This is a genomic window from Bacillus sp. FSL K6-2819 (assembly GCF_038008305.1).
GTDB lineage: Bacteria > Bacillota > Bacilli > Bacillales > Bacillaceae > Bacillus > Bacillus amyloliquefaciens.
In genome coordinates this window covers 1517684-1538206 of sequence record NZ_JBBOYV010000001.1, presented here as the reverse complement: position 1 = coordinate 1538206, position 20523 = coordinate 1517684, and the positions used below count along the sequence as shown (strand labels likewise).

The 20523-nt window shown below is 45.7% G+C and carries 18 protein-coding genes; 1 reads left to right on the top strand and 17 read right to left on the bottom strand.

The genetic code is table 11. The features are described 5' to 3' along the window. Positions 1–15 precede the first annotated feature (15 nt). The 15 genes from ftsA to MHH91_RS08065 form a co-directional block, all read right to left on the bottom strand. The gene (gene ftsA, locus MHH91_RS08135) at positions 16–1329 is read right to left on the bottom strand and encodes a cell division protein FtsA (RefSeq protein ID WP_013352176.1); all 1314 of its coding nucleotides are present in this window, start codon (positions 1327–1329) and stop codon (positions 16–18) included. A gap of 544 nt (positions 1330–1873) precedes the next feature. Beyond that, positions 1874–2662, bottom strand: coding sequence for a cell division protein FtsQ/DivIB (locus MHH91_RS08130; protein WP_014470429.1), 789 nt, complete (start codon positions 2660–2662; stop codon positions 1874–1876). A 129-nt stretch (positions 2663–2791) separates the two neighbouring features. Continuing rightward, a complete protein-coding gene (murB, locus tag MHH91_RS08125) occupies positions 2792–3703 on the bottom strand; it encodes a UDP-N-acetylmuramate dehydrogenase (protein ID WP_013352174.1) in 912 nt (303 codons plus the stop codon). 25 nt (positions 3704–3728) lie between these two features. Continuing rightward, on the bottom strand, positions 3729–4820 hold the full coding sequence (murG, locus tag MHH91_RS08120; RefSeq protein ID WP_013352173.1) for an undecaprenyldiphospho-muramoylpentapeptide beta-N-acetylglucosaminyltransferase: 1092 nt from the start codon (positions 4818–4820) through the stop codon (positions 3729–3731). 117 nt (positions 4821–4937) lie between these two features. Beyond that, entirely contained in the window at positions 4938–6038 is a 1101-nt protein-coding gene (gene spoVE, locus MHH91_RS08115; RefSeq protein WP_013352172.1) for a stage V sporulation protein E, read from the bottom strand. A 59-nt stretch (positions 6039–6097) separates the two neighbouring features. Beyond that, positions 6098–7453 (bottom strand): UDP-N-acetylmuramoyl-L-alanine--D-glutamate ligase, encoded by a 1356-nt coding sequence (gene murD / locus MHH91_RS08110; protein ID WP_014470430.1) that lies wholly within the window; start codon positions 7451–7453, stop codon positions 6098–6100. Beyond that, on the bottom strand, positions 7454–8428 hold the full coding sequence (mraY, locus tag MHH91_RS08105; protein ID WP_013352170.1) for a phospho-N-acetylmuramoyl-pentapeptide-transferase: 975 nt from the start codon (positions 8426–8428) through the stop codon (positions 7454–7456). Between the two features lie 107 nt (positions 8429–8535). Next, entirely contained in the window at positions 8536–10008 is a 1473-nt protein-coding gene (locus MHH91_RS08100) for a UDP-N-acetylmuramoyl-L-alanyl-D-glutamate--2,6-diaminopimelate ligase (RefSeq protein ID WP_014470431.1), read from the bottom strand. A 195-nt stretch (positions 10009–10203) separates the two neighbouring features. Continuing rightward, a complete protein-coding gene (locus MHH91_RS08095; protein ID WP_013352168.1) occupies positions 10204–12123 on the bottom strand; it encodes a stage V sporulation protein D in 1920 nt (639 codons plus the stop codon). 112 nt (positions 12124–12235) lie between these two features. Further along, positions 12236–14365 carry a penicillin-binding protein 2B gene (gene pbpB / locus MHH91_RS08090; protein WP_013352167.1) on the bottom strand — a complete coding sequence of 710 codons (2130 nt, stop codon included), beginning with the start codon at positions 14363–14365 and terminating at the stop codon, positions 12236–12238. Between the two features lie 6 nt (positions 14366–14371). Beyond that, positions 14372–14725, bottom strand: coding sequence for a cell division protein FtsL (gene ftsL, locus MHH91_RS08085; RefSeq protein WP_013352166.1), 354 nt, complete (start codon positions 14723–14725; stop codon positions 14372–14374). Positions 14726–14764: 39 nt separating this feature from the next. After that, a complete protein-coding gene (gene rsmH, locus MHH91_RS08080; protein WP_013352165.1) occupies positions 14765–15700 on the bottom strand; it encodes a 16S rRNA (cytosine(1402)-N(4))-methyltransferase RsmH in 936 nt (311 codons plus the stop codon). Positions 15701–15769: 69 nt separating this feature from the next. Beyond that, positions 15770–16201, bottom strand: a complete 432-nt coding sequence (gene mraZ / locus MHH91_RS08075) for a division/cell wall cluster transcriptional repressor MraZ (RefSeq protein ID WP_013352164.1) — start codon at positions 16199–16201, stop codon at positions 15770–15772. Between the two features lie 125 nt (positions 16202–16326). Beyond that, entirely contained in the window at positions 16327–17946 is a 1620-nt protein-coding gene (gene bshC, locus MHH91_RS08070; RefSeq protein ID WP_014470433.1) for a bacillithiol biosynthesis cysteine-adding enzyme BshC, read from the bottom strand. Positions 17947–18032: 86 nt separating this feature from the next. Further along, entirely contained in the window at positions 18033–18914 is an 882-nt protein-coding gene (locus MHH91_RS08065; protein WP_014472569.1) for a 2-dehydropantoate 2-reductase, read from the bottom strand. Between the two features lie 162 nt (positions 18915–19076). Between MHH91_RS08065 and MHH91_RS08060 the strand changes: the two genes are divergently transcribed. After that, positions 19077–19559: an N-acetyltransferase gene (locus MHH91_RS08060; protein ID WP_013352161.1), complete on the top strand. Its 483-nt coding sequence runs from the start codon at positions 19077–19079 to the stop codon at positions 19557–19559. Positions 19560–19599: 40 nt separating this feature from the next. Here the strand turns inward: MHH91_RS08060 and gerR are convergent, their stop codons facing one another. Next, on the bottom strand, positions 19600–20175 hold the full coding sequence (gene gerR / locus MHH91_RS08055; RefSeq protein ID WP_013352160.1) for a sporulation-specific transcriptional regulator GerR: 576 nt from the start codon (positions 20173–20175) through the stop codon (positions 19600–19602). A gap of 156 nt (positions 20176–20331) precedes the next feature. Next, positions 20332–20511, bottom strand: a complete 180-nt coding sequence (gene rpmF, locus MHH91_RS08050) for a 50S ribosomal protein L32 (protein WP_003154457.1) — start codon at positions 20509–20511, stop codon at positions 20332–20334. Positions 20512–20523: the final 12 nt, after the last annotated feature.

Sequence of the window (20523 nt, the reverse complement as noted above, 5' to 3'; positions counted from 1 at the left end):
CGAATGACTATCAATCTATTCCCAAAACATGCTTAATAGTTTTTTCATTTTGCTCGGTTTGTTGTGTTCGGCTTGTGTTTTTTGTTTTGCTTTTGGACGCTGCTGCGCCTCTGGCCGCTGATGATGTTCTTCTTCGTAAGAGACCGCGATTTCCTGCACGGCTTCTTCCGGCATATGAAAGCCTATTTTTCTCCCCTGAATTCTGGCATTTCGGCAGGCAAATTGTATCAGGCCGACACCCGTCATATACTGAGGGTCTCTTACACCGATATAATTCGGGCTTGCGACCCTTACATTGTGCCTCAGCACTTCCTGTGCCAATGAAAGCACTCCGGGCATTGCGGCCTGTCCGCCGGTCAGCACAAAGCCGCCGGGCAGATCTGTAATTCCCATATGCTCAATTTCGGTTGCGGCAATCTCCAGAATCTCTTCCACTCTTGCTTCAATAATATTCGCAATTTCCTGCTGTGTAAAAGATTGCTTTTGATTCGTTCCTATGACGGTGACTTCGAATACTTCATCTTCTGAAGCCTCATCGTAGAATGCATGTCCGAATTGTTTTTTTACTCTTTCAGCCTCTTCGGTGGAAGTGCGCAATCCGATCGATACATCTTTAGTGATGTTTTCGCCTCCGAGCGGAATGACGGCTGTCTCCTTCAGGTGCCCCTGTTCAAATACCGCCACCGTCGTCGAGCCGCCGCCGATATCAATCATGGCGACTCCGAGGTTTTTTTCGTCTTTTGACAAAGCCGCCGAACCGGCCGCAAGCGGCTGCAGGCAGATATCAGTAATTTCAACGCCCGCTCTCTCCACACAGCGAAGTAAATTATGTAAGATCGTTTTGGAGCCGGTAATCAGCGTGCCTTCTACTTCCAGGCGCACTCCGAGCATTTTTTTCGGATCGGTAATTTCATCTCTTCCGTCAACGATAAACTGTTTAGGAATGACGTCAACGATCAGCTGCTCATGCGGCACTGACACGACCTGTGCCGCTTCCATCACCCTGCGGACGTCTTCAACGTGAATTTCTTTGTTTTCACTGGAAACAGCGACAACGCCGTTCGTATCTTGAATATGAATATAATTTCCATTAACGCCGACAATGGCTTTTTTCAGCGGAAAACCTACCATTCTTTCAGCTTGGTCAAACGCTTTTCTTATAGAATGAACGGTTTCATCTATATCAACGATTGAGCCTTTTTTCAACCCTTCAGACGGTACATTTCCCACTCCGATAATGTTAAGGGAATCATCTGTCATTTCTCCGACGATCACTTTTGTATTGGACGTACCGATGTCAAGACTGACGTAAAGTTCATTGTTGTTCATTCTATGGCACCTCCTCACATTTCGATCAATTCTATTCTATTATTTGCGGAACAACAATACAATGAATGTGGCTTTACAAGTGTGTAACAAAAACAACAGCATCAACAAATTCTTATCTGATTTCTCACAATTTATGTTTAATGAAACTATTCGTTATATTCTATGTATATCCTCTTTTATATCGCATTTTTTTTATTTTTTTTAGAGACGGCCCACCTTACCGTAAAATTTCTTGTCACGGATCACACTGTGCAATTCAGATGCAAATATACCCGCTTTCCACTAGTCTACACTAAGATGAATCTTCAGAAAAGCTATAGATATTGCCAGAAACATCCGAAAAAAGAAGAAACAGGAGGAAAATTCCAAATGCAATGCTCACTGCAGAAAACACGCCCATTGCATTGAGAATTTTCCGCTTGTTCGGCAGCCATATCCCCGGCAGAAACAAACATAGTCATAATTATTCCGCTATCGGTTATATCGGCTGCCCCGCTGATTGCAATAGATTCTTTTGAATCACCTTGAAAATAGTTCTTTAGAACTATTCAGTTTCTTTTTTCTTGTCAGATTTACCTTTGTTAAATTCTTCAAAATACGTAGCGACTTCTAAGTGGATAATTCCCTTTTTCCCGCCGTCCAGCTGAGAAACGATAGAAGGATAGGTCTTCATCCGGCTGGCAAACGTTTTAATGGAAGCTGTAACTACATATCCGTCGTTCATATACAGCTTGATCCGGTCCTGATCCATTTTTACCGGAGTGTAGTAGATTTCAGAAATCGACTGTTTTAACGAACCGGAAAGCTTATCAAGCTGTTCCGCCATTTTGACCCGCTTTTTCGCGTTTGTCCAGTCAACTAAAATCGGGCCCGCGTCATCCGGCGTGACTTCGTTCGGCAGCACGGTCCCGTTCTCCAGCACTTCATAATACACATCGTTTCGCTGCAGATACGCGATGGTCTTATATTCTTCAATGTGAATTTTGACTTTGTTAGGAAATGCTTTTGAAAGGTCCGCCTTTTTCACCAGCTTGTTCTGCTCAATCATTTCTTCTGTTTTTTTCTTGTTCAGACTCCAGAACTCGGTTTGTCCGTTATGTATATCAGAAAGCTCGGTGATCTTTTTTTCAGATACGTTTTCGTTTCCGGAAACGGTGACAGAAGAGACTTTGCTGATCGGCATCTGCAAGTACACGATGATCAGCACCATCATAAAAAAGAGCACAATGAATGAAATCAGCCGGCGGTTTGCTTTTTGTTTCCGCTGCTCTTTGATTTTCGGAATCCGTTCTTCAATATTTACGATTTTTTCTCTTTCATGATTTGGGTTCACTGCCTGTCCACCTCACTAAGAATGAAACAGCTTGACATTCGTCTGATTGAAAAACAAACGGCATGCTGTGATGCCGTTTGACATTTGTTAAAAGTATATCACATGAGCTCATGTAAATCAGAGAACCTTTTAACGATTCCCGCCGATGATTTCAACTTCTGTATGCATTTCGACATCATACTGCTCACGGATTGTCTTTTTCACATATTCAATCAGATCGAGGACGTCCTTGGCAGTCGCTCCTCCGGCATTGACGATAAAATTCCCGTGCATTTCGGACACTTTCGCTCCGCCGATCTGATGTCCTTTTAATCCCGCTTTTTCAACGAGATTGCCGGCATGATTCGGCAGCGGATTTCTGAATATGCTTCCTGCGCAAGGGCTGGAGTACGGCTGAGTATTTTTTCTGTAATCTTTGTTTTGCTGCATCTGCGCCGTGATGGCTTCCCGTTCCTTTTGCTCAAGCTTAAGAACTGCCTCGAGACACACGCCGGGACGTTTTTTCTGCAGCACAGACGTTCTGTAGCTGAAATCCATCTCGTCGTTCGTCAGCCATTCGATTGTGCCGTCTTCAAATAAGATACGGGCTTTCACAAGAATCTCACTCATATCAGATCCGTGCGCCCCGGCATTCATATAGACGGCTCCGCCGATTGACCCGGGAATGCCTGCTGCAAATTCGAGACCGGACATTCCTTTTTTACTCATGGAAGTCGCAAGGCGGACGACTGAATAACCGCCTCCGACCGTCACCTGATCGCCGTCAATCTCCAAATGATCGAGACCCGCTCCCAGCTTGATGACAACTCCTCTTATGCCTTCATCAAGGACGAGCAGATTTGAACCCCGGCCGATAACCGTCCATGGCAGATCATATTTTTTCACAATATTCATAATATCTTTGACCGCTTCCACACGGTTTGGGATGATCAAAATATCCGCCGGTCCGCCGATTTTCATCGTTGTATGATTCGCGAGCGGTTCTTGTTCCAGCACTTTGCCGACTTCGCGGTCTCTTAATTCCTGAATTACGTTCTCCATCGTAAACCTCCGCATTCCATTTGCTCTATTTTTTAATGTCTTCCATGATACTGTACAGTCTGGCTGCCGCATCCGGAACACCGAGTGATTTTGTCCGCTCACTCATGTCTTTTAACGTTTCGTCATTCATTACGATTTTGTCCAGCGCAGCGATCAGTTTTTCTCCGCTGAGCTCGGTTTCCTTCAGTACGATCGCAGCGTCATGCTGGCTGAGCGCCTGTGCATTGACTTCCTGGTGATTGGCTGTCACATACGGACTCGGAATGAGCACACTCGGAATGCCGAGTGCGGTGATTTCCGCAATCGTTGTCGCTCCGGCTCTTGCCACAATGACATCAATTGACTGTAAGTACTCCGGCATTTGATGCAAAAACGGTTTTGTCACCATATTATCAGCGGCTTTTCCGCCTTTCAGCTCAGCCGTTACTTTCTCGTAATGCACTTCCCCGGTAATATAAAGCACTTGGTAAGGTCTCGTTTTCAACTCTTCCTGCATATCGATAACGGCACGGTTAATAGGAGCCGCACCTCTACTTCCGCCGAAAATGAGCACCGTTTTTTGATTGTCTTTCAGCCCGAATTCAGTTAATGAGCGGCCTGTCTTAATTGAGACGACTTCAGAGGCTCTCGGGTTTCCCGTAAAAACAACTTTTTCAGCAGGAAAATGCGATTTTGCCTCTTCAAAGCAAATCGCCACCTTATTAACATATTTCGAGAGAAACTTATTTGTGATGCCGGGAAGGCTGTTTTGCTCATGAATGATCGTCGGAATCCCCATTTTTGCCGCCGCGTATACAACCGGTCCGCATACATAGCCGCCTGTACCGATAACAGCATCAGGTTTAAATTCTTTTAAATACGATTTGCTTTTCTTCACGCCTTTTAAGAAACGCATGACGGTTTTTACATTTTCAAAAGAAAGCTTTCGTTTGAAACCAGTAATTTCAATGGCGCGAAACGGAATATTTTCCCGTTCAACAATTTTTTTCTCAAGACCGTTCTCTGTTCCGATATACAAAAATTCCACATCCGGATGCCGGCGCTGAACTTCTTTAATAAAAGCAAGAGCCGGATAAATGTGTCCTCCGGTTCCGCCCCCGCTTACTGCAATACGCATTTGTATGTCCCCCTTAATCACATAGCGATAACCCTGTTTTTTAGGACAGGGTTATTGATGTTGTCTGTTTTTTTATAAATAACGAATAGATCATGAGTGATGAGGCAAGATACAAGATCAATACCTCGAGTACCGGCTTACATTTAAAAGCACGCCGACCGCTGCGAGCATCAGCGTCAATGATGAGCCTCCGTAGCTTAAAAACGGCAGCGTGATTCCTGTTACAGGGATCAGCCCCGTCACAACGCCGATATTAATCATGACTTGAATAGCAATCATAGAAATAATACCGATGGCGACAAAGCTGCCGTATAAATCCGGAGCGCCGAGCGCGATCCTGACGCCGCGCCATAATAAAATACTGAACAGCAGCAATATGAGCGAGCCTCCGATAAAGCCGAGTTCCTCAGATAAAATAGCAAAAATGAAATCGGTTTGCGGCTCCGGCAGATAAAAAAACTTTTGCCGGCTTTGGCCGAGCCCCATCCCGAACAGGCCGCCCGGACCTACGGCATAGAGCGACTGAATGATCTGAAACCCGCTTCCAAGCGGATCCTCCCACGGGTTTAAGTAAGAGGTGATCCGTTTAATCCGATAAGGAGCGGACAGAACAAGCGCCGCAAATCCGCTTAAACCGATGAGTCCGAGAAACGCGAAATGAGCGATTCGCGCACCGGAAACAAAAATCATCACGATGCACGTGCCCACCATCACCGTCCCCGTTCCAAGGTCGGGCTGGCACATGATAATAATAAATGCAGAAAACACGATTCCGAGCGCGGGAACGAATCCGCGTCTGAATGACGTAATGTTCTTCTGTTTTTCAGAAAGAAATTTAGCCAGAAACGCAATCATCGCGAGTTTCATAAACTCCGAAGGCTGAATGCTGAACGCTCCCACTCCGATCCAGCTTCTTGAACCGTTCCGCACCATTCCGACTCCCGGAATCAGCACAAGCACGAGCAGAAAAAAACAAATGATCAGAAGCAGCTTCGACCATGTGCGCCATGTCCAATAATCTACATTCATAATGAAAAACATGGCAATGACGCCGATTCCCGCAAACAGCAACTGCCGTTTCGCAAAGAAAAACGAATCGTCAAATTTATAATCCGCCCAAACCGCACTTGCACTGTAAACCATAATTAATCCTATTGTTAAAAGCAATAACGTAATGATAACTAATAACAAATCAGGCGATGTTTTTTTAGTAGTCAAAGCAATCGACACCCCAAGCATAAGTCATTTAGGGCTGCCGGATAAACAGAGACAAGCCCTTACTTAAGCATATGCACGGCATCTATAAACATGTCACCGCGTTCTTCAAATGTTTTGAATTGATCCCAGCTTGCACACGCAGGTGACAAGAGGATGACGTCTCCTTCATTTGAGAGCGCAAACGCCGCAGATACTGCTTGTTCAACATTATCGACACGTTTGACATGTTGTATTCCCAGCTCATTGCCCAGTTTTTCTATCTTCGGCGCTGTCTGTCCGAACGTAAGAACCGCTTTGACATTGTCCATATACGGTTTCAGATCGTCAAACCCGTTGCCGCGGTCAAGTCCGCCTGCAAGCAGAATAACCGGTGCTTTGAAAGCGGAGAGCGCTTTGCTTGTGGCTAAAATATTCGTCGCTTTGCTGTCATTATAAAATTTACGATTCTGAATCGCAGTCACATACTGCAGACGGTGTTTGACACCTGTAAAGCTTGTCAGCACCTTCTGAATCGCTTTATTAGACGCACCCGCCGTTTTTGCCGCGGCCACAGCGGCCAAAATATTTTCTAAATTGTGCGCGCCCGGCAGTACGATGTCATCAACAGGCAGAATCGCTTCATCGCCAAACATCAGCATTCCGTCTTTAATGAATGCGCCGCTTGACAGCTCCTGAGAAACTGAAAACGGAACAGTGCCGGCTTTTCCGCCTTCGGCAAGCCGCACGACTGTTTCATCGCTTTGGTTCACGATGGCCGTATCGCTCTCAAGCTGATGCAGATACACCTTCTGCTTTGCTTTTTCGTAATTTTCACGGCTGTGGTGGTAATCCAAATGAGCGTCAAACACATTTAAAATCAGGCCGATTTCAGGTCTGAACGCATGGGTCCCCATCAGCTGGAACGAAGAAAGCTCCGTGACGATCCATTCATCACCGTCAGCATGATAAGCCACTTCACTGGCGACAGTGCCGATATTTCCTGCGATCAGCGCCTTTATCGAGTCAGCCTTCAGCATTTCGTAGACCAGGGTCGTCGTTGTTGTTTTCCCGTTCGAGCCTGTAATGCCGATGAATTTAGCATTGGTGATATAATACGCAAGCTCGATTTCCGTCCAGACCGGGATGCCTCTTCTTTGCGCTTCCTCCACCATGATATTTTCATACGGGATTCCGGGATTTTTGATCAGAATGGTAATGTCATGCTTGTCAAAAAGTGATGTCGGATGCTCACCGCAGATGACCTCAATTCCTCTTTCTGAAAGCCTCTGGGCAGGTTCGTTTTCTTCAAAGGCTTTTTGATCATTCACGACGACGTTAATGCCTTTTTCATGAAGAATTGACGCAGCCGCATATCCGCTTTTCGCCAGTCCGAGGACCAGAAAGTTTTGTTTTTGCAAAAAAAGTTCGTTTTCCACTTATAACCACACCTCGATGTAAATTCCTAAAACGGCAAGCAGCAGTCCCGCAGTCCAGAATGTGACGACAACTCTCCATTCAGACCATCCGACCAATTCGTAATGGTGGTGAAGCGGACTCATTTTAAAGATTCGTTTTCCTGTCGTTTTAAAGCTGATAACTTGTAAGATAACAGATAATGTCTCAATAACAAATACTCCGCCGATAATGACGAGCAGAATTTCAAGCTTCGTCAGAATGGCAACGGTCACGATCGCTCCCCCGAGCGCAAGCGAACCGGTATCCCCCATAAATACTTTTGCGGGATGGGCGTTGAATACAAGAAAACCGAGAACGGCGCCGACAACGGCAACCGAGAAAATCGCAACATCATATTGTGACTGATTCCACGCAAGGATCGCAAAAGCGCCGAATGCGATAGCCGCGGTACCGGACAAGAGACCGTCCAGACCGTCTGTCAGGTTGACGGCATTTGAACCTCCGACAAGCATAAAGAGAACGAGGATAAAGTACCCCCAGCCGAGATCGATTGACAGATGTGTGCCCGGCACTCTGATGCCGGTTGAAAAATGGCAATAATGATATACTCCATAAAATACAATGGCGATAATGATTTGGCCGATCAATTTCTGCTTCGATGTTAATCCGAGATTCCGTTTCATTACCACTTTAATATAATCATCAAGAAAGCCCAGCAGGCCGTACCCGATTGTGACAAACAGCAGAAGAAACATTTCCGCGCTCAGCTGCGAAAATTTCTGCGTCATCACAATTGCTGTAATGGCGATGGATACGATAATCATGACCCCGCCCATCGTCGGCGTCCCTGATTTTTTCATATGTGATTTCGGCCCCTCTTCCCTGATACTCTGGCCGAATTTTAAGCGTCTTAAAAACGGGATAAGAATCGGAGATATCAGAACACTGATTAAAAATCCCATTATTATTGTAAATAAAATCACTTGCTCAAGCATTGCTCTTTTCTCCTCCCGTTTCGTTCAAACGACATACGTAGTTATCATATTCACATTGTTTCCCCGTAATTCTTTTCATTTCCCTCATTCTAACACTCTTTCCTGTTTTACTTTTTATTCAGCTCAACAATAGCTCTTCCCGCTACTTCGGCGTCATCAAAATCGAATGTTTCATTGCCGATCTGCTGATAAGTTTCATGCCCTTTTCCGGCAATCAGGACCACATCTCCCTTTTTCGCGTTTGCAATAGCGAAAAAGATGGCCTGCTCGCGGTTTGCGATACTGTGATAGTAGGTTCCTTCTACTCCTCTTTCCATATCTCTTAATATGGCCAGCGGGTCCTCGCTTCTCGGGTTATCTGAAGTAAAGATCGGTTCGTCGGCAATCCGCACCGCAATTTCCGCCATTTTCGGGCGTTTCGTTTTGTCCCGGTCACCGCCGCAGCCGACGACGACGAAAAGCTTGCCCTCTGTCATGTCTTTGCATGTATTCAGGACGTTTTCCAGACTGTCGGGCGTGTGCGCGTAATCGACGACGACAGGAAACGGCTGATTGTGGTTCACCAATTCAAAACGGCCTCTGACACCTTGCAGCTCTTCAAGAGCGCTTGTGATCGTATCAAACGGCAGACCCGCTGCGATCGCTGTCGCCGCTGCAGCCAGTACGTTATACACATTGAACCGGCCGACGAGTGAAACCGTAATCTGCTTTGTTCCTTTTGGCGTAACGAGTTCAAAGCTTGTGCCTTGCGCAGAGATCTCAATTTGTTTCGCCATGACATCGGCATCGTTTTCGATTCCGTATGTAAGGATGTGCGCCGCCGTCACTCTTTCAAAGTAAGCACTGGCTTTGTCATCTGCGTTTAAGACGGCCCGCTTCGGCTTTTCATGGTTGAAGGAACCGCCCAGCTGGGAAAACAGGAGGCTTTTAGCCTGTCTGTAGTCTTCCATCGTCTTGTGATAGTCTAAATGGTCCTGCGTCAGGTTCGTGAACACGGCGATATCATAATCGCAGCCGTGAACCCTGCCGAGTGACAGAGCGTGAGAAGACACTTCCATAATAGCTGTGTCAACATGCTCATCATTCATTTTCTTGAACGTTTTTTGCAGTGTGACGCTTTCGGGCGTTGTATTTTTGACCGGGAATGTCTCATCGCCGATTTTGATGTACATCGTTCCGATTAAACCGGTCTGTCTTCCCGCTTTTTTGAAAATCTCGTCCACCATATGCGTCGTTGATGTTTTGCCGTTTGTGCCGGTGATGCCGATAAGCTGAAGCTGCTTTGTCGGCTGCCCGTAAAACGCGTCAGAAAGAACGCTGAGCGCCCGCTGTGACCGGCGGACGATAATGACAGGAACATCGACGTCAAGCTCTTTCTCGGCGACGATGGCCGCTGCGCCGTTTTCTGCGGCTTTTTGGGCGAAATCATGCCCGTCTACCGTATACCCCTTTATACACACAAAAAGACTCCCTTTTCTCACTTCCCTGGAGTCCATCTCGATTGAAGTTATGTCAGGGTCATGAAAGTCATTTTGAACAGGTTCGGTCATTAAATATGTAAGCAGCTTTGTAAGTTTCATTGTATCAAACCTCTCAGAAATTCTATTCATTCTTTTATCATGATAACCGTTTATAAAAGTCAGAATGGCTTTTAAACATACAGTTCATATTTTAGCGTAAATAAAAGGATACATCCAGTTAATCTTAAAAGTTATCTTCTTTTTTTCTCTTTATGATAAGAGGCAGCCGAAAACAATCGGCTGCCTCAAAAAGACTCATTCTTCACTCAAGTAAACCCGGATCTTAGAGCCTTCTTTTACTTTCGTTCCGGCTGCAGGTGATTGTTTTACAATTTTGCTGCCTTTTCCTGAGGAGTCAATATTCAAATTGACAAGCAGCGACTCAAGATCAGAGACAGACATCCCTACAACATTCGGAACCTCTATTGTTTTTGTGTCGTTCCATTGATATTTTTTCTCGATTTGATTTTTTCGCGGTTTAATGCCGAGCTCCGGCAGACTGTCTCTCATTATATTTCCGACAATCGGCGCGGCGACGGTTCCCCCGAATTGAATTGTGCCTTTCGGATTATCAACCGCGACATATACGACAAGGCTGGGGTCATCAGCCGGCGCAAAGCCGATAAAGGAGACAATGTGGTTGTTTTCGAGATATTTGCCGTCTTTGACTTTTTGTGCCGTACCTGTTTTACCGCCGACGCGATATCCTTCCACAAAGGCATTCCGTCCCGTTCCCTGAGCGACGACGCTTTCTAAAGCGTATCTGATCTGCTTTGACGTTTCCTGGGAAATAACTTGCCTTTTCGCAATCGGTGATTGTTTCTTAACGGTTTTTTTCGTAACGGGATCAACCCACTCTTTGGCGATAAACGGCGTGTAAAGCGTTCCGCCGTTTATTGCTGCGGATACGGCTGCCACCTGCTGAATCGGCGTGACGGAAACCCCTTGTCCGAAAGCGGTTGTCGCCTGTTCGACCGGACCTACTCTGTCAAGCGGAAATAAGATTCCCGTTCCTTCCCCTTGCAGATCGATGCCTGTTTTCTTTCCAAAGCCGAAGTCCTTAATATATTGAAACAGCTTTTGTTTTCCGAGCCGCTCCCCAAGCTCTACAAACCCCGGGTTGCAGGAATTTTGGACGACTTCAAGATAAGACTGCGAACCATGGCCGCCCTTTTTCCAGCATCTGAGGCGGGCGCCGTCCACCTCGGCGAATCCTCTGTCATAAAAGTGGTCTCTTTGCAGGTTTACTTTTTGCTCCTGCAGCGCTGCCGCAAGCGTAATGATCTTAAAGGTCGAACCCGGTTCATACGTGCTCCACACCGGCAGATTCCGGTTGTAAACGGACGGATCCACTGATTGATAGTCGGCCGGATCAAAATCAGGACGGCTTGACATTCCGAGCACTTCCCCGTTTTTTGGATTCATCGCGACCGCAATCATTCCGTCCGGGTTGTATTTCGCCGCTGCATTGTCGAGCTCTCTTTCTATAATCGTCTGAACTTTGGCGTCAATCGTCAATTTCATATCAAGTCCGTCTTTCGGAGGGGTGTAATCATCTGCTTCATCCGGCATTTTCTTCCCCTTGGCATCTGTATAAAATTTCACAGATCCCTTTACACCTTTTAAGTCATCATCATAATAAGCCTCCAATCCGAGAAGGCCCTGATTATCAATACCGGCAAAACCGAGAACATGGGACAAAAAGCTTCCGTACGGGTAATGGCGGATGCTGTCTTCAGCCACATAAACACCTTTTAAGTTGAGCGCTTTGATTTCTTTCGCTTTTTTATTAGAAATTTTCCGGCCCTCAGGTGAGATTTTTTCTATAGAGGTTTTCTTTGTAATGTGTTTGTAGACCTTCTCTTCCGACATATTTAAAACTGACGCAAGGAGCTTGCCCGTTTTGATGGGATTTTGGATCTGGCGCGGTACGACAAAGACGGTCGGCGCGCTCTTATTAGTTGCCAGCTTCACGCCGTTCCGATCAAGGATCTCTCCCCGTTCAGGCTCAAACGGCAGATTCCGGCTCCAAGAATCCTTAGCCAGCGAAGTCAGCTTTTCTCCCATTACAAATTGGACATAGCCTAATCTGCTGTCAATGATCAAAAAAATGATCACGCCAAAAAGCAAAACCAGTAATAAACGTTTTCGAACCGTTACATTTGAAACGCGCAAGGGACCGTCCACTCCTTATTTAGGCTTGTTTCAATTTATGCCTCAGCTTGGACACATAGAACGGCGGAGCATAAAAAAGAAGCCCGCAGCAGCTGCGGGCTTCTCTGTTCCGTTAATCAGGATTTTTAAATTTCACCTTAATCACGGTATTTTCTTTCAGTTCTTTACCTTTTTTGACACTTTGGCTTGCAGCGTAACCTTCGCCGCTCACATCAATGTGAATGCCTGATACTTTGCTGAATTGAAGCACTTCACGTCTCGACCATCCGGACATATCCGGCATCGTCACCTTCCCGTCTGTTTTTAAGAAGATTTTCTGATTGGTGATCACATCTTCCCCGGCTTTCGGATACTGCTCTTTTACGGCAACATCGCTGCCGATGACAATCGGTGTGAGATGTTCATTTTTCGCTTCCTTCTCAGCATTTGTAACTGTCTTGTCTGTCAGGTCAGGCATTTTTTGGCTTTTCGTTTCCTCCTGACCGGCATCTGACTTTTCCGTCGGTTCGATGTTCAGGTAGTGCAGGCTGTTTTTCATCGTCGGGTTAAAAATTTCCGCGACAGGATCAGAACTGCTTTGACCCTCTTTTAATTGCGGCTGCTGAACGGCTACATAAATGACGAGCTTAGGATCATTTTTCGGCGCCATGCCCATGAATGAAAACACATAGTTGCTCGTTCCCGATAAATATCCGCCCGTTCCGGCGATTTGCGCGGTTCCCGTTTTCCCCGCGACATCAAAACCTTCAATTTTATAAGGTTTTCCCGTTCCGATGTCTGACGTCACGACTTCTCCGAGCAGGTTTCGGACTTGTTTGGCCGTATCGGCTGAGATCGGCGTGCCTACTTGTTCGGGCTTTGTCTGCTTGACGACTTTTTTCGTATCAGGGTCAACAATATGATCAATGACGTAAGGCTTCATCATTTTTCCGTTATTGGCAATCGCAGTGACCGCCTGAAGCTGCTGGATCGGCGTTATCGCCGATGCTTGGCCGTAAGCCGTAGACGCTTTATCAAAATCATATTTGAAGTTAATTTTGCTTGAAACTTCACCAGGCAGATCAATCCCTGTTTTTTGATAAAGTCCAAATTTGTGCAGATACTCATTAAACCGGTCAAATCCGAGTTTTTCGTTTGCCAGTTTGGCGAAGGCGACATTTGACGACCTCATGAGACCGTCATGAAAACTTGTCATGCCCCAGCCGGCACCGTTGTTCCAATCTTTAACATGTTTGCCGCCCACTTTATAGGTTCCTGATTTGTATTTCTCGTTTGCAGAAAACACATTTTCCTGCATCGCCGCGGCAAGGGTGAAAATCTTCATCGTCGAACCCGGTTCATACGCGTACGACACTAAGTCGTTATAATAATTGGTGACGTTTCTGATATTCGGGTCAAAACTCGGGCGCTGCCCCATCGCAAGCACTTTGCCTGTTTTCGGTTCTACGACAGCCGCCATGATTTTTTTCGGTTTATATTTTTCCGCCACTTTTGTCATGCTGTCTTCTAAAAAGGTTTGAATTTTCTGATCAATGGTTAAATATACATTGTCACCATTTTTAGGTGCGGTGATTTTTTCTTTGCTGTTCGGAAGTTTCCAGCCGGATTTATCACTTTCGTAAGTGACGGACCCGTCGCGTTCCGTCAGATAGTTGTTCAGTATTTTTTCAAGCCCTAAAGAGCCTTGGATCTGGTTTGTTTTTTCGTTCACATCGGCATAGCCGAGAACATTTGACAAAAATACGCCATTCGGATAATAGCGCTTCGTATCTCTTAAGAAAGAAATACCCGGAAGATTCATTTTTTCGATCTTTTGTTTTTTCGCATAAGAGATATCACGGCCGGCTGAACCGAATTCCACCTGCTTCGCGCCATCCCTGTTTAAGATGTCCAGAATCTCGCTTTTATCAAGATTAATAACACTCGCCAGCTTTTCCGCTGTTTTCTCTTTATCCTTGACATACTGAGGCTTCATCTTTTTATCAAGTATGGCAATGAGCTTATATGTCGCCGTGTCCTCAGCCAGCACTTTGCCGTTCCGGTCAAGAATGGAGCCGCGGCTCGCTTCTATCGTCCGCTTTTTTTCGTGCTGCTCGGTCGCTTTTGTTGCAAGTTCTACCCCGTTTGCTTTACCGGTTAATTGAATGTACGCCATTCTCCCGAGAATGACAAAGAAAAAGAGAGCGAAACAAATACTCAGTATCGCTGCTCCTCTGTTCATAAACTTATTTTTTTTAGGCATGGGTTATCATTCCTGTATGTTTTTCACTTTTTTATCTTTCAGATTCAAACCGTGCTTTTTGGCGATATCCATCAGGCGCTGAGGCTGGCTCAAGTCAGCCGCCGTTTTTTCGAGATCAGCGATCTGCTTATTCTTCTCAGATACTTTCTCTTCCAGTTTTTGCACCTCAATATTGGATTGGTATGCCGCATATGCCTTTGATACGATAAACATCGAAGTGGAGAGAACGGCAATGGCAAATAGGACGAGCAGCACCTTTTCCCCAAGTGTAATGGAAGCCCTCTTTTTGACAATCACCTTTTTTTCGGGGCTTATCACTGGCCGTTGTTGTTTTTCCTGCTGGTAAGCTAAGTTGCTCATAGGCTGATGACCTCCTTTAATCTTGTCATTTGCTGCCCGTTATTTTCGTTTTTCCGCAATGCGGAGCTTCGCTGAGCGGGCGCGGTTATTTTCTTCAAGCTCCTCTTTTGATGCCGTAATGGGTTTTCTCGTAATCAGTTTTAATTCCGGCTCAAATTCTTCCGGTATCACAGGAAGACCCGGAGGCAGTTCGGGAAGTGATGATTTTTCCTTGAATGTCGTCTTGCACATTCTGTCTTCCAGCGAGTGAAAAGTGATCACAGATACCCTTCCGCCCGGCTTCAGCACCTCTATCGCTTGCAAGAGGGCCTCTTCAAATACTTGAAGCTCGTCGTTTACGGCGATTCGAATAGCCTGGAATACGCGTTTGGCCGGATGGCCTCCGCTTCTTCTGGCCGGAGCCGGTATCGCGTCCTTTATTAGATCGACCAGTTGGCCGGTTGTTTGAATAGGCGATTTCTCTCTTGCCTCTTCAATTTTTCTGGCGATTTGCTTGCTGAATTTCTCTTCTCCGTATTTAAAGAAAATCCGTACAAGGTCCTCATACCGCCATTCATTTACGACTTCTTTCGCCGTAAGGGCGGCCGACTGGTCCATCCTCATGTCCAGCGGTGCGTCATGATGATAGCTGAATCCCCGTTCCGGTGTATCAAGCTGCGGAGAGGATACTCCTAAATCAAATAAAATCCCGTCGACACTCGTAATGCCGTGTTCATGTAAACATTCTTTTAAATAACGAAAATTACTTTTCACCAAGATGAGCTGTCCCTTATATTCGGACAATGTCTGCTTTGCGTTCTCAAGCGCTGTGTCATCTTGGTCAAAGGCGATCAGGCGTCCTTTTTCCGATAATTGCTGCAATAAATATGTACTGTGCCCGGCGCCCCCCAGGGTGCAGTCCACATAGGTTCCGTCCGGTTTGATATTTAAACCGTCGACGGTTTCACGAAGAAGTACTGTCTTATGCTGAAACATTTGTGTCGGTCCCACCTTTATCAGGAATGAATTGAATTGTCAGTTGTTGTTGTGATGCACGAAGATCCATTATATATCAAATCCAATCATGTTTTCAGCAATTTCAGCGAATGAATCTTCTTGCTCTTCTGTGTATTGTTCCCAGATTACCTTGCTCCACAATTCAATTCGATTGGAAACCCCGATGACAACACATTCTTTTTCCAGTTTTGCGTAATTCAGAAGAGATGACGCAATATTAACCCTTCCCTGCTTGTCCAGTTCGCATTCGGTCGCACCGGAAAAAAAGAAACGGGTAAACGCGCGGGCGTCTTTTTTGGTGAGCGGCAGAGCCTTCAGCTTTTCTTCAATCAGCTTCCATTCATTCATCGGATATCCGAAAAGGCATTGGTCAAGCCCTCTGGTCAGCACAAATTGCTCACCGAGGCCTTCTCTGAATTTTGCGGGTACGATCATGCGGCCCTTTGCATCAATAGTATGCTGGTATTCACCCATAAACATGATAAGGACCCCCACTTTCTCCCCTAAACTCACCACTATCCGCCACTTCTCTCCACAACCTCATTTTACACTGTTTAAACATAAAAAAAAACCCTGAACTATTCAGGGTTCTTTAAAACTTTATTTCAAAGTTTGACAATCTGATGTTGGTTTTGAAAAGAAAATGGCAGATGTTTGAAGGTTGTGAAGAATTTTGGACCATAGCGGTTCAAATAATACATCACATTCCAGATCCGCTCCTGCGGTGCGCCGAGCGGTCTGATGCTGTTTTGGATTCTTTCATAGTCTCGCAGCACAAAACCTTCTTTTTCTTCAATTCTTTTCGTTACCGTCCGTTCCAAAAACAAGAGCTGATCTTGAATGAAAGCGGCATTCTTCTGTAAGAGCGGCTCAAGGCTTGAATCGACCTTAAGCGCTTCGTTCCTTACACTTTTATGGACAGCTTCAATCTGCGACTTCGCCTGCTCCATCACAGTAGAAAACTCTTCCGGAATCTGCTTTTCAAAATAAGTGTCTTTCAGGTGTCCGGTGCCGTGTTCGATCGCTTCCTGAAGCGGGATATTCCGTTCTGAAAGCTTCTTTTCAATATGGCGCTCAAGGATCGTAATGTTTAGTCTCGGCACTACCGGTGTCATGGCGAAGCCCATTAATGAGAAAGCCTGCTTCAGCTCGCCCCAATAATTGACTTCTCCCGGTCCTGCGATAAACGCAAGAGTCGGGATGAGAAACTCCTGCATAAGCGGCCTTGTCACAACGTTATTGCTGAAACATTCCGGTTTTTCTTCCATATGGGTATGAAGTTCGTCATTCGTCCACTTCAGGTCAAGCTCCTTAATGACAAAAACGCCATTTTCTTTTTCAATTAAGAAGCGCTCTCCCTCATGTTCGTAAAACAGGTTGGCTTGTTCTTTGTCTGATTCAATAATCGGGTGATAACCGGCTTCCCGCATAAGACGCTGCTGATCTGACACGGCTTTGGCAAGTTCATTATTGTGTTTTAAAATCTGCTGAAACATTCCCGTTTCCAGCTTTTTAATCCCGGGATCTCCCGAATTCAACAGGATAAGGCCTTCTTCTTGAAACAAGTCGGCGATCAACAGCTCAAAAAAGTCCGTGAACGTCTCTGATGAGCGTAAACATCGCATCACATTTTGAAGGAGCGCGTTTGTATGATCCGTTTCCTCAAACGCAGCGAACACTTCTTCAATCCACGCCGCACATTTTTCCTGATCAAGCGGGGTTTTAGCCGCCGATGTTTTTTTCCAGTAAGACTGCGGAAGTTTCTGTTTCACCGGCCCTTTTTTCTCTGTTGACGTGTGCACATAATTAATTTCTTCCAGATCGTGATCTTCACCCGCCACCCAGAAAATCGGAACGACAGGTATCTGTAACGCCTCTTCCTGCTGTCTGGCAAGTACGATAATGGAGATAATTTTATGTATGGTGTAAAGAGGCCCCGTTAAAAGACCGGCCTGCTGCCCGCCTACAACCGCTGTGCTTTTTGGATCTCTTAGTTTTTCGATGGAGGCCTGCATGGCTGCGGAGTGAAATTTTTCGTGATAGGAGGATAGGTAATCCGCTAATTCCTCTCTGGCAAACGGCCGTGAAGACAGGTCACGAAGCCGCTCTTGCCATACATCCTCAGAATGAATATCATAATCAAAAAATGAAGACATGTTTTCTCCATCTATATAGTGCTGCACAAACGTATTTTGACTTTTGATGGAAAGTTCAGTTAGCTGCATCTGTCTGGAACTTCCTTTCTCCAATAAATAGTTAGGTTTCCGAAATGAGTATAGCATGTTACCGGAAAACCTCAAAAGACTTTGTTTCAGTTTCTTTCTAACGCTTTTATGCTGCGGTGTAAAAACGGGAGATGAACGGCCGGCAATCCGCGGTTTTCCGCTTCTTTTACAAGGTAGCCGATAATCGCGTCAGCTTCTGTCCGTCTTCCTGCCATGATATCAACAAGCATGGAAGAATGATTTTTTTCCGTCAGGCCGCAAACTTCGCAAACCCTGTTCCACGCTTCCTCTTTATCGGCAAGGCCAAGTATTGCCTCCGCTTCTTCAAACACGTTTCTCATATATTTTTTGTAAGCGGCATTTGTCAGCAGCTCTCCGTTTTGCACGCGCAGCAATGCAGTTAACGGGTTGATGCACACATTTATGATCAGTTTTCCCGTTAGAAGACGATACCAGTCGTTTTCATCATATACGGGAAAATCCCGGTGCATGCCGGAAAAGATGCTTTTGAGCGTTTCCGGACGGGACGCGCGGAATACACTCCATCTTACGGCTCCGGCTCCTGTATGTTCAACGGCATGATCCGATATTCTTTTCGCCCCGTGCTCAACCGTGCCGACATAAAGTGAATGATCCGTACGCCATTCCTTGATGTCGTGTATGTGTCCCATGCCGTTTTGCAAAAACAACACATTCGTCCCTTTTATTGTCTCAAGATCCGGCAAAACGACGCTGAGCTGATGCTGTTTCACAGCTGCGATTAAGAGGTCGTATCCGGAAGTGATGCCTGTTTGCGCTCTGCATGACGCCGTAAATTCTTTTCCGTCTTTCACAAGCCGTATACCGCACGTGTTAATCGCATCAGCCTGCTCCGTCCGCCGCGTTATGACCGTTACCTGATGGCGGGACGATAAGTAGCAAGCACATAAAAGGCCCACCGCTCCGCCGCCGATAATTCCGATTTTCACACTGTCACACCCTATATCTGCATTTTTCCATATTATCATAGCAGAAGCCGCTCCAAATTACTTCAATTTCGTTTTGAGCAATAAGACAGACAAACATATTATAGTTGGAATTTTCAATTAAAGCGTTTAAAATAATGGTAGAACACAACAAAGGGGGAGTTTGTGTTGAAAATAGAGCGCCTGCTCATCAACTTTAAAACACTCGAAGAATTTAAAAGGTTTAAGGAATACGGGATGCAGGAATTGTCGATGCTTGAAGATCTTCAGGATAATATCATTGAAAATGACAGCACCTCGCCTTTTTACGGGATTTACTTCGGGGATAAACTAGTGGCGAGAATGAGTTTATATCAGGTAAACGGAAGTGCGAATCCGTATTTTGATCAGCGTCAGGACTTTTTGGAACTTTGGAAGCTTGAAGTTCTTCCGGGCTATCAAAACAACGGGTACGGCAAAGCGCTTGTTGATTTTGCCAAATCCTTCAGAATGCCGATCAGGACAAATTCACGCATGAAATCAGCAGAATTCTGGGATAAGATGAATTTTGAGCCCGTTAAATATGATATGGCGCGTGATAAAGGAGAAAATCCTTATATCTGGCATCCTGATATGGACGGTGAAATGACTTCCGGGGAAACAGCATAATAAAAAACCGGCCGGGACACTGCCCTCAGGCCGGTTGATCTTACAGGCCCTGCGCCGATTTTCTTTCGTCATCTTTCGAATTGACCATCCTTCTCGCCCTGTCCATGATGTCAATTAATGCTTTGTAATCTTCTTCTGTCATCTCCAGCTTGTTTCTCAAGCTTTCGTTTTCCTCACGCAGATCCTCGACTTCTTTTTGCAGCGCGGTCAGCTGCTCTGCGAGTTTTTCTTTTTCATGACGCACATCCGCTGCGGCTGGCGACTCTTTAAATTGCTGCAGAAACAAAATCACATCATCAATGGACAGCTCTTTTTCTCCTTCCGTCCTGCGGATCGGAGGCTGCTTGACGGTTCCCGGCAGATTGGCGGAATGCACCCCGATCTGCTTTCTTAATTCCTTCCGCTGTTTTTTCGCCAGTTCTATCCCTGACTGATATTGTTTCCTGACATAAGAATTCCATCTGAATCCGCAGGCGGCAGCCGTTCTCGTCAGTGCTCTGCCCACTTCTTCAAAAGCGGAAAGCTGGGTCCCGCCTTCCCGAATGTGCCTGAGCACGACTTCAGCCAGCAGCAAATCTTCATCTTGCGTCCACGCGTCTTGTCTCGTTATCGTCAATCGTATCTCCCTCCATATTTGCTCATTTACCTCATACATATGCCGCTGGTAGATTAGATAGACTATTGGCGCTCACAATTTTTTCGCCGGAAGCAGGCCGGAGGGAGAAAAAAAGAAAAGCGCAGGAACCGAGATTCCCGCGCTTTTCTTCATACATTAATTGCTTTTTACATTTATGTCTTTGCCGTTGTATGATCCGCATGCTTTACATACACGGTGAGACAATTTCATCTCTCCGCATGACGGGCATTCTGTCATACCAGGTACATTTAGTTTGAAATGTGTACGGCGCAATCTTTTTTTCATTTTAGAAGTTCTTCTAAAAGGTACAGCCATTATTCCCACCTC

Bases quoted from the DNA above. Each gene is read 5' to 3' on its own strand.
- mraY (WP_013352170.1), bottom strand. From the start codon at position 8,428: ATGCTTGAGCAAGTGATTTTATTTACAATAATAATGGGATTTTTAATC.
- rpmF (WP_003154457.1), bottom strand. From the start codon at position 20,511: ATGGCTGTACCTTTTAGAAGAACTTCTAAAATGAAAAAAAGATTGCGC.
- bshC (WP_014470433.1), bottom strand. From the start codon at position 17,946: ATGCAGCTAACTGAACTTTCCATCAAAAGTCAAAATACGTTTGTGCAG.
- rsmH (WP_013352165.1), bottom strand. From the start codon at position 15,700: ATGTTTCAGCATAAGACAGTACTTCTTCGTGAAACCGTCGACGGTTTA.
- ftsL (WP_013352166.1), bottom strand. From the start codon at position 14,725: ATGAGCAACTTAGCTTACCAGCAGGAAAAACAACAACGGCCAGTGATA.
- mraZ (WP_013352164.1), bottom strand. From the start codon at position 16,201: ATGTTTATGGGTGAATACCAGCATACTATTGATGCAAAGGGCCGCATG.
- MHH91_RS08100 (WP_014470431.1), bottom strand. From the start codon at position 10,008: ATGAAACTTACAAAGCTGCTTACATATTTAATGACCGAACCTGTTCAA.
- murG (WP_013352173.1), bottom strand. From the start codon at position 4,820: ATGCGTATTGCAGTAAGCGGGGGCGGAACCGGAGGACACATTTATCCG.
- murB (WP_013352174.1), bottom strand. From the start codon at position 3,703: ATGGAGAACGTAATTCAGGAATTAAGAGACCGCGAAGTCGGCAAAGTG.
- pbpB (WP_013352167.1), bottom strand. From the start codon at position 14,365: ATGCCTAAAAAAAATAAGTTTATGAACAGAGGAGCAGCGATACTGAGT.
- ftsA (WP_013352176.1), bottom strand. From the start codon at position 1,329: ATGAACAACAATGAACTTTACGTCAGTCTTGACATCGGTACGTCCAAT.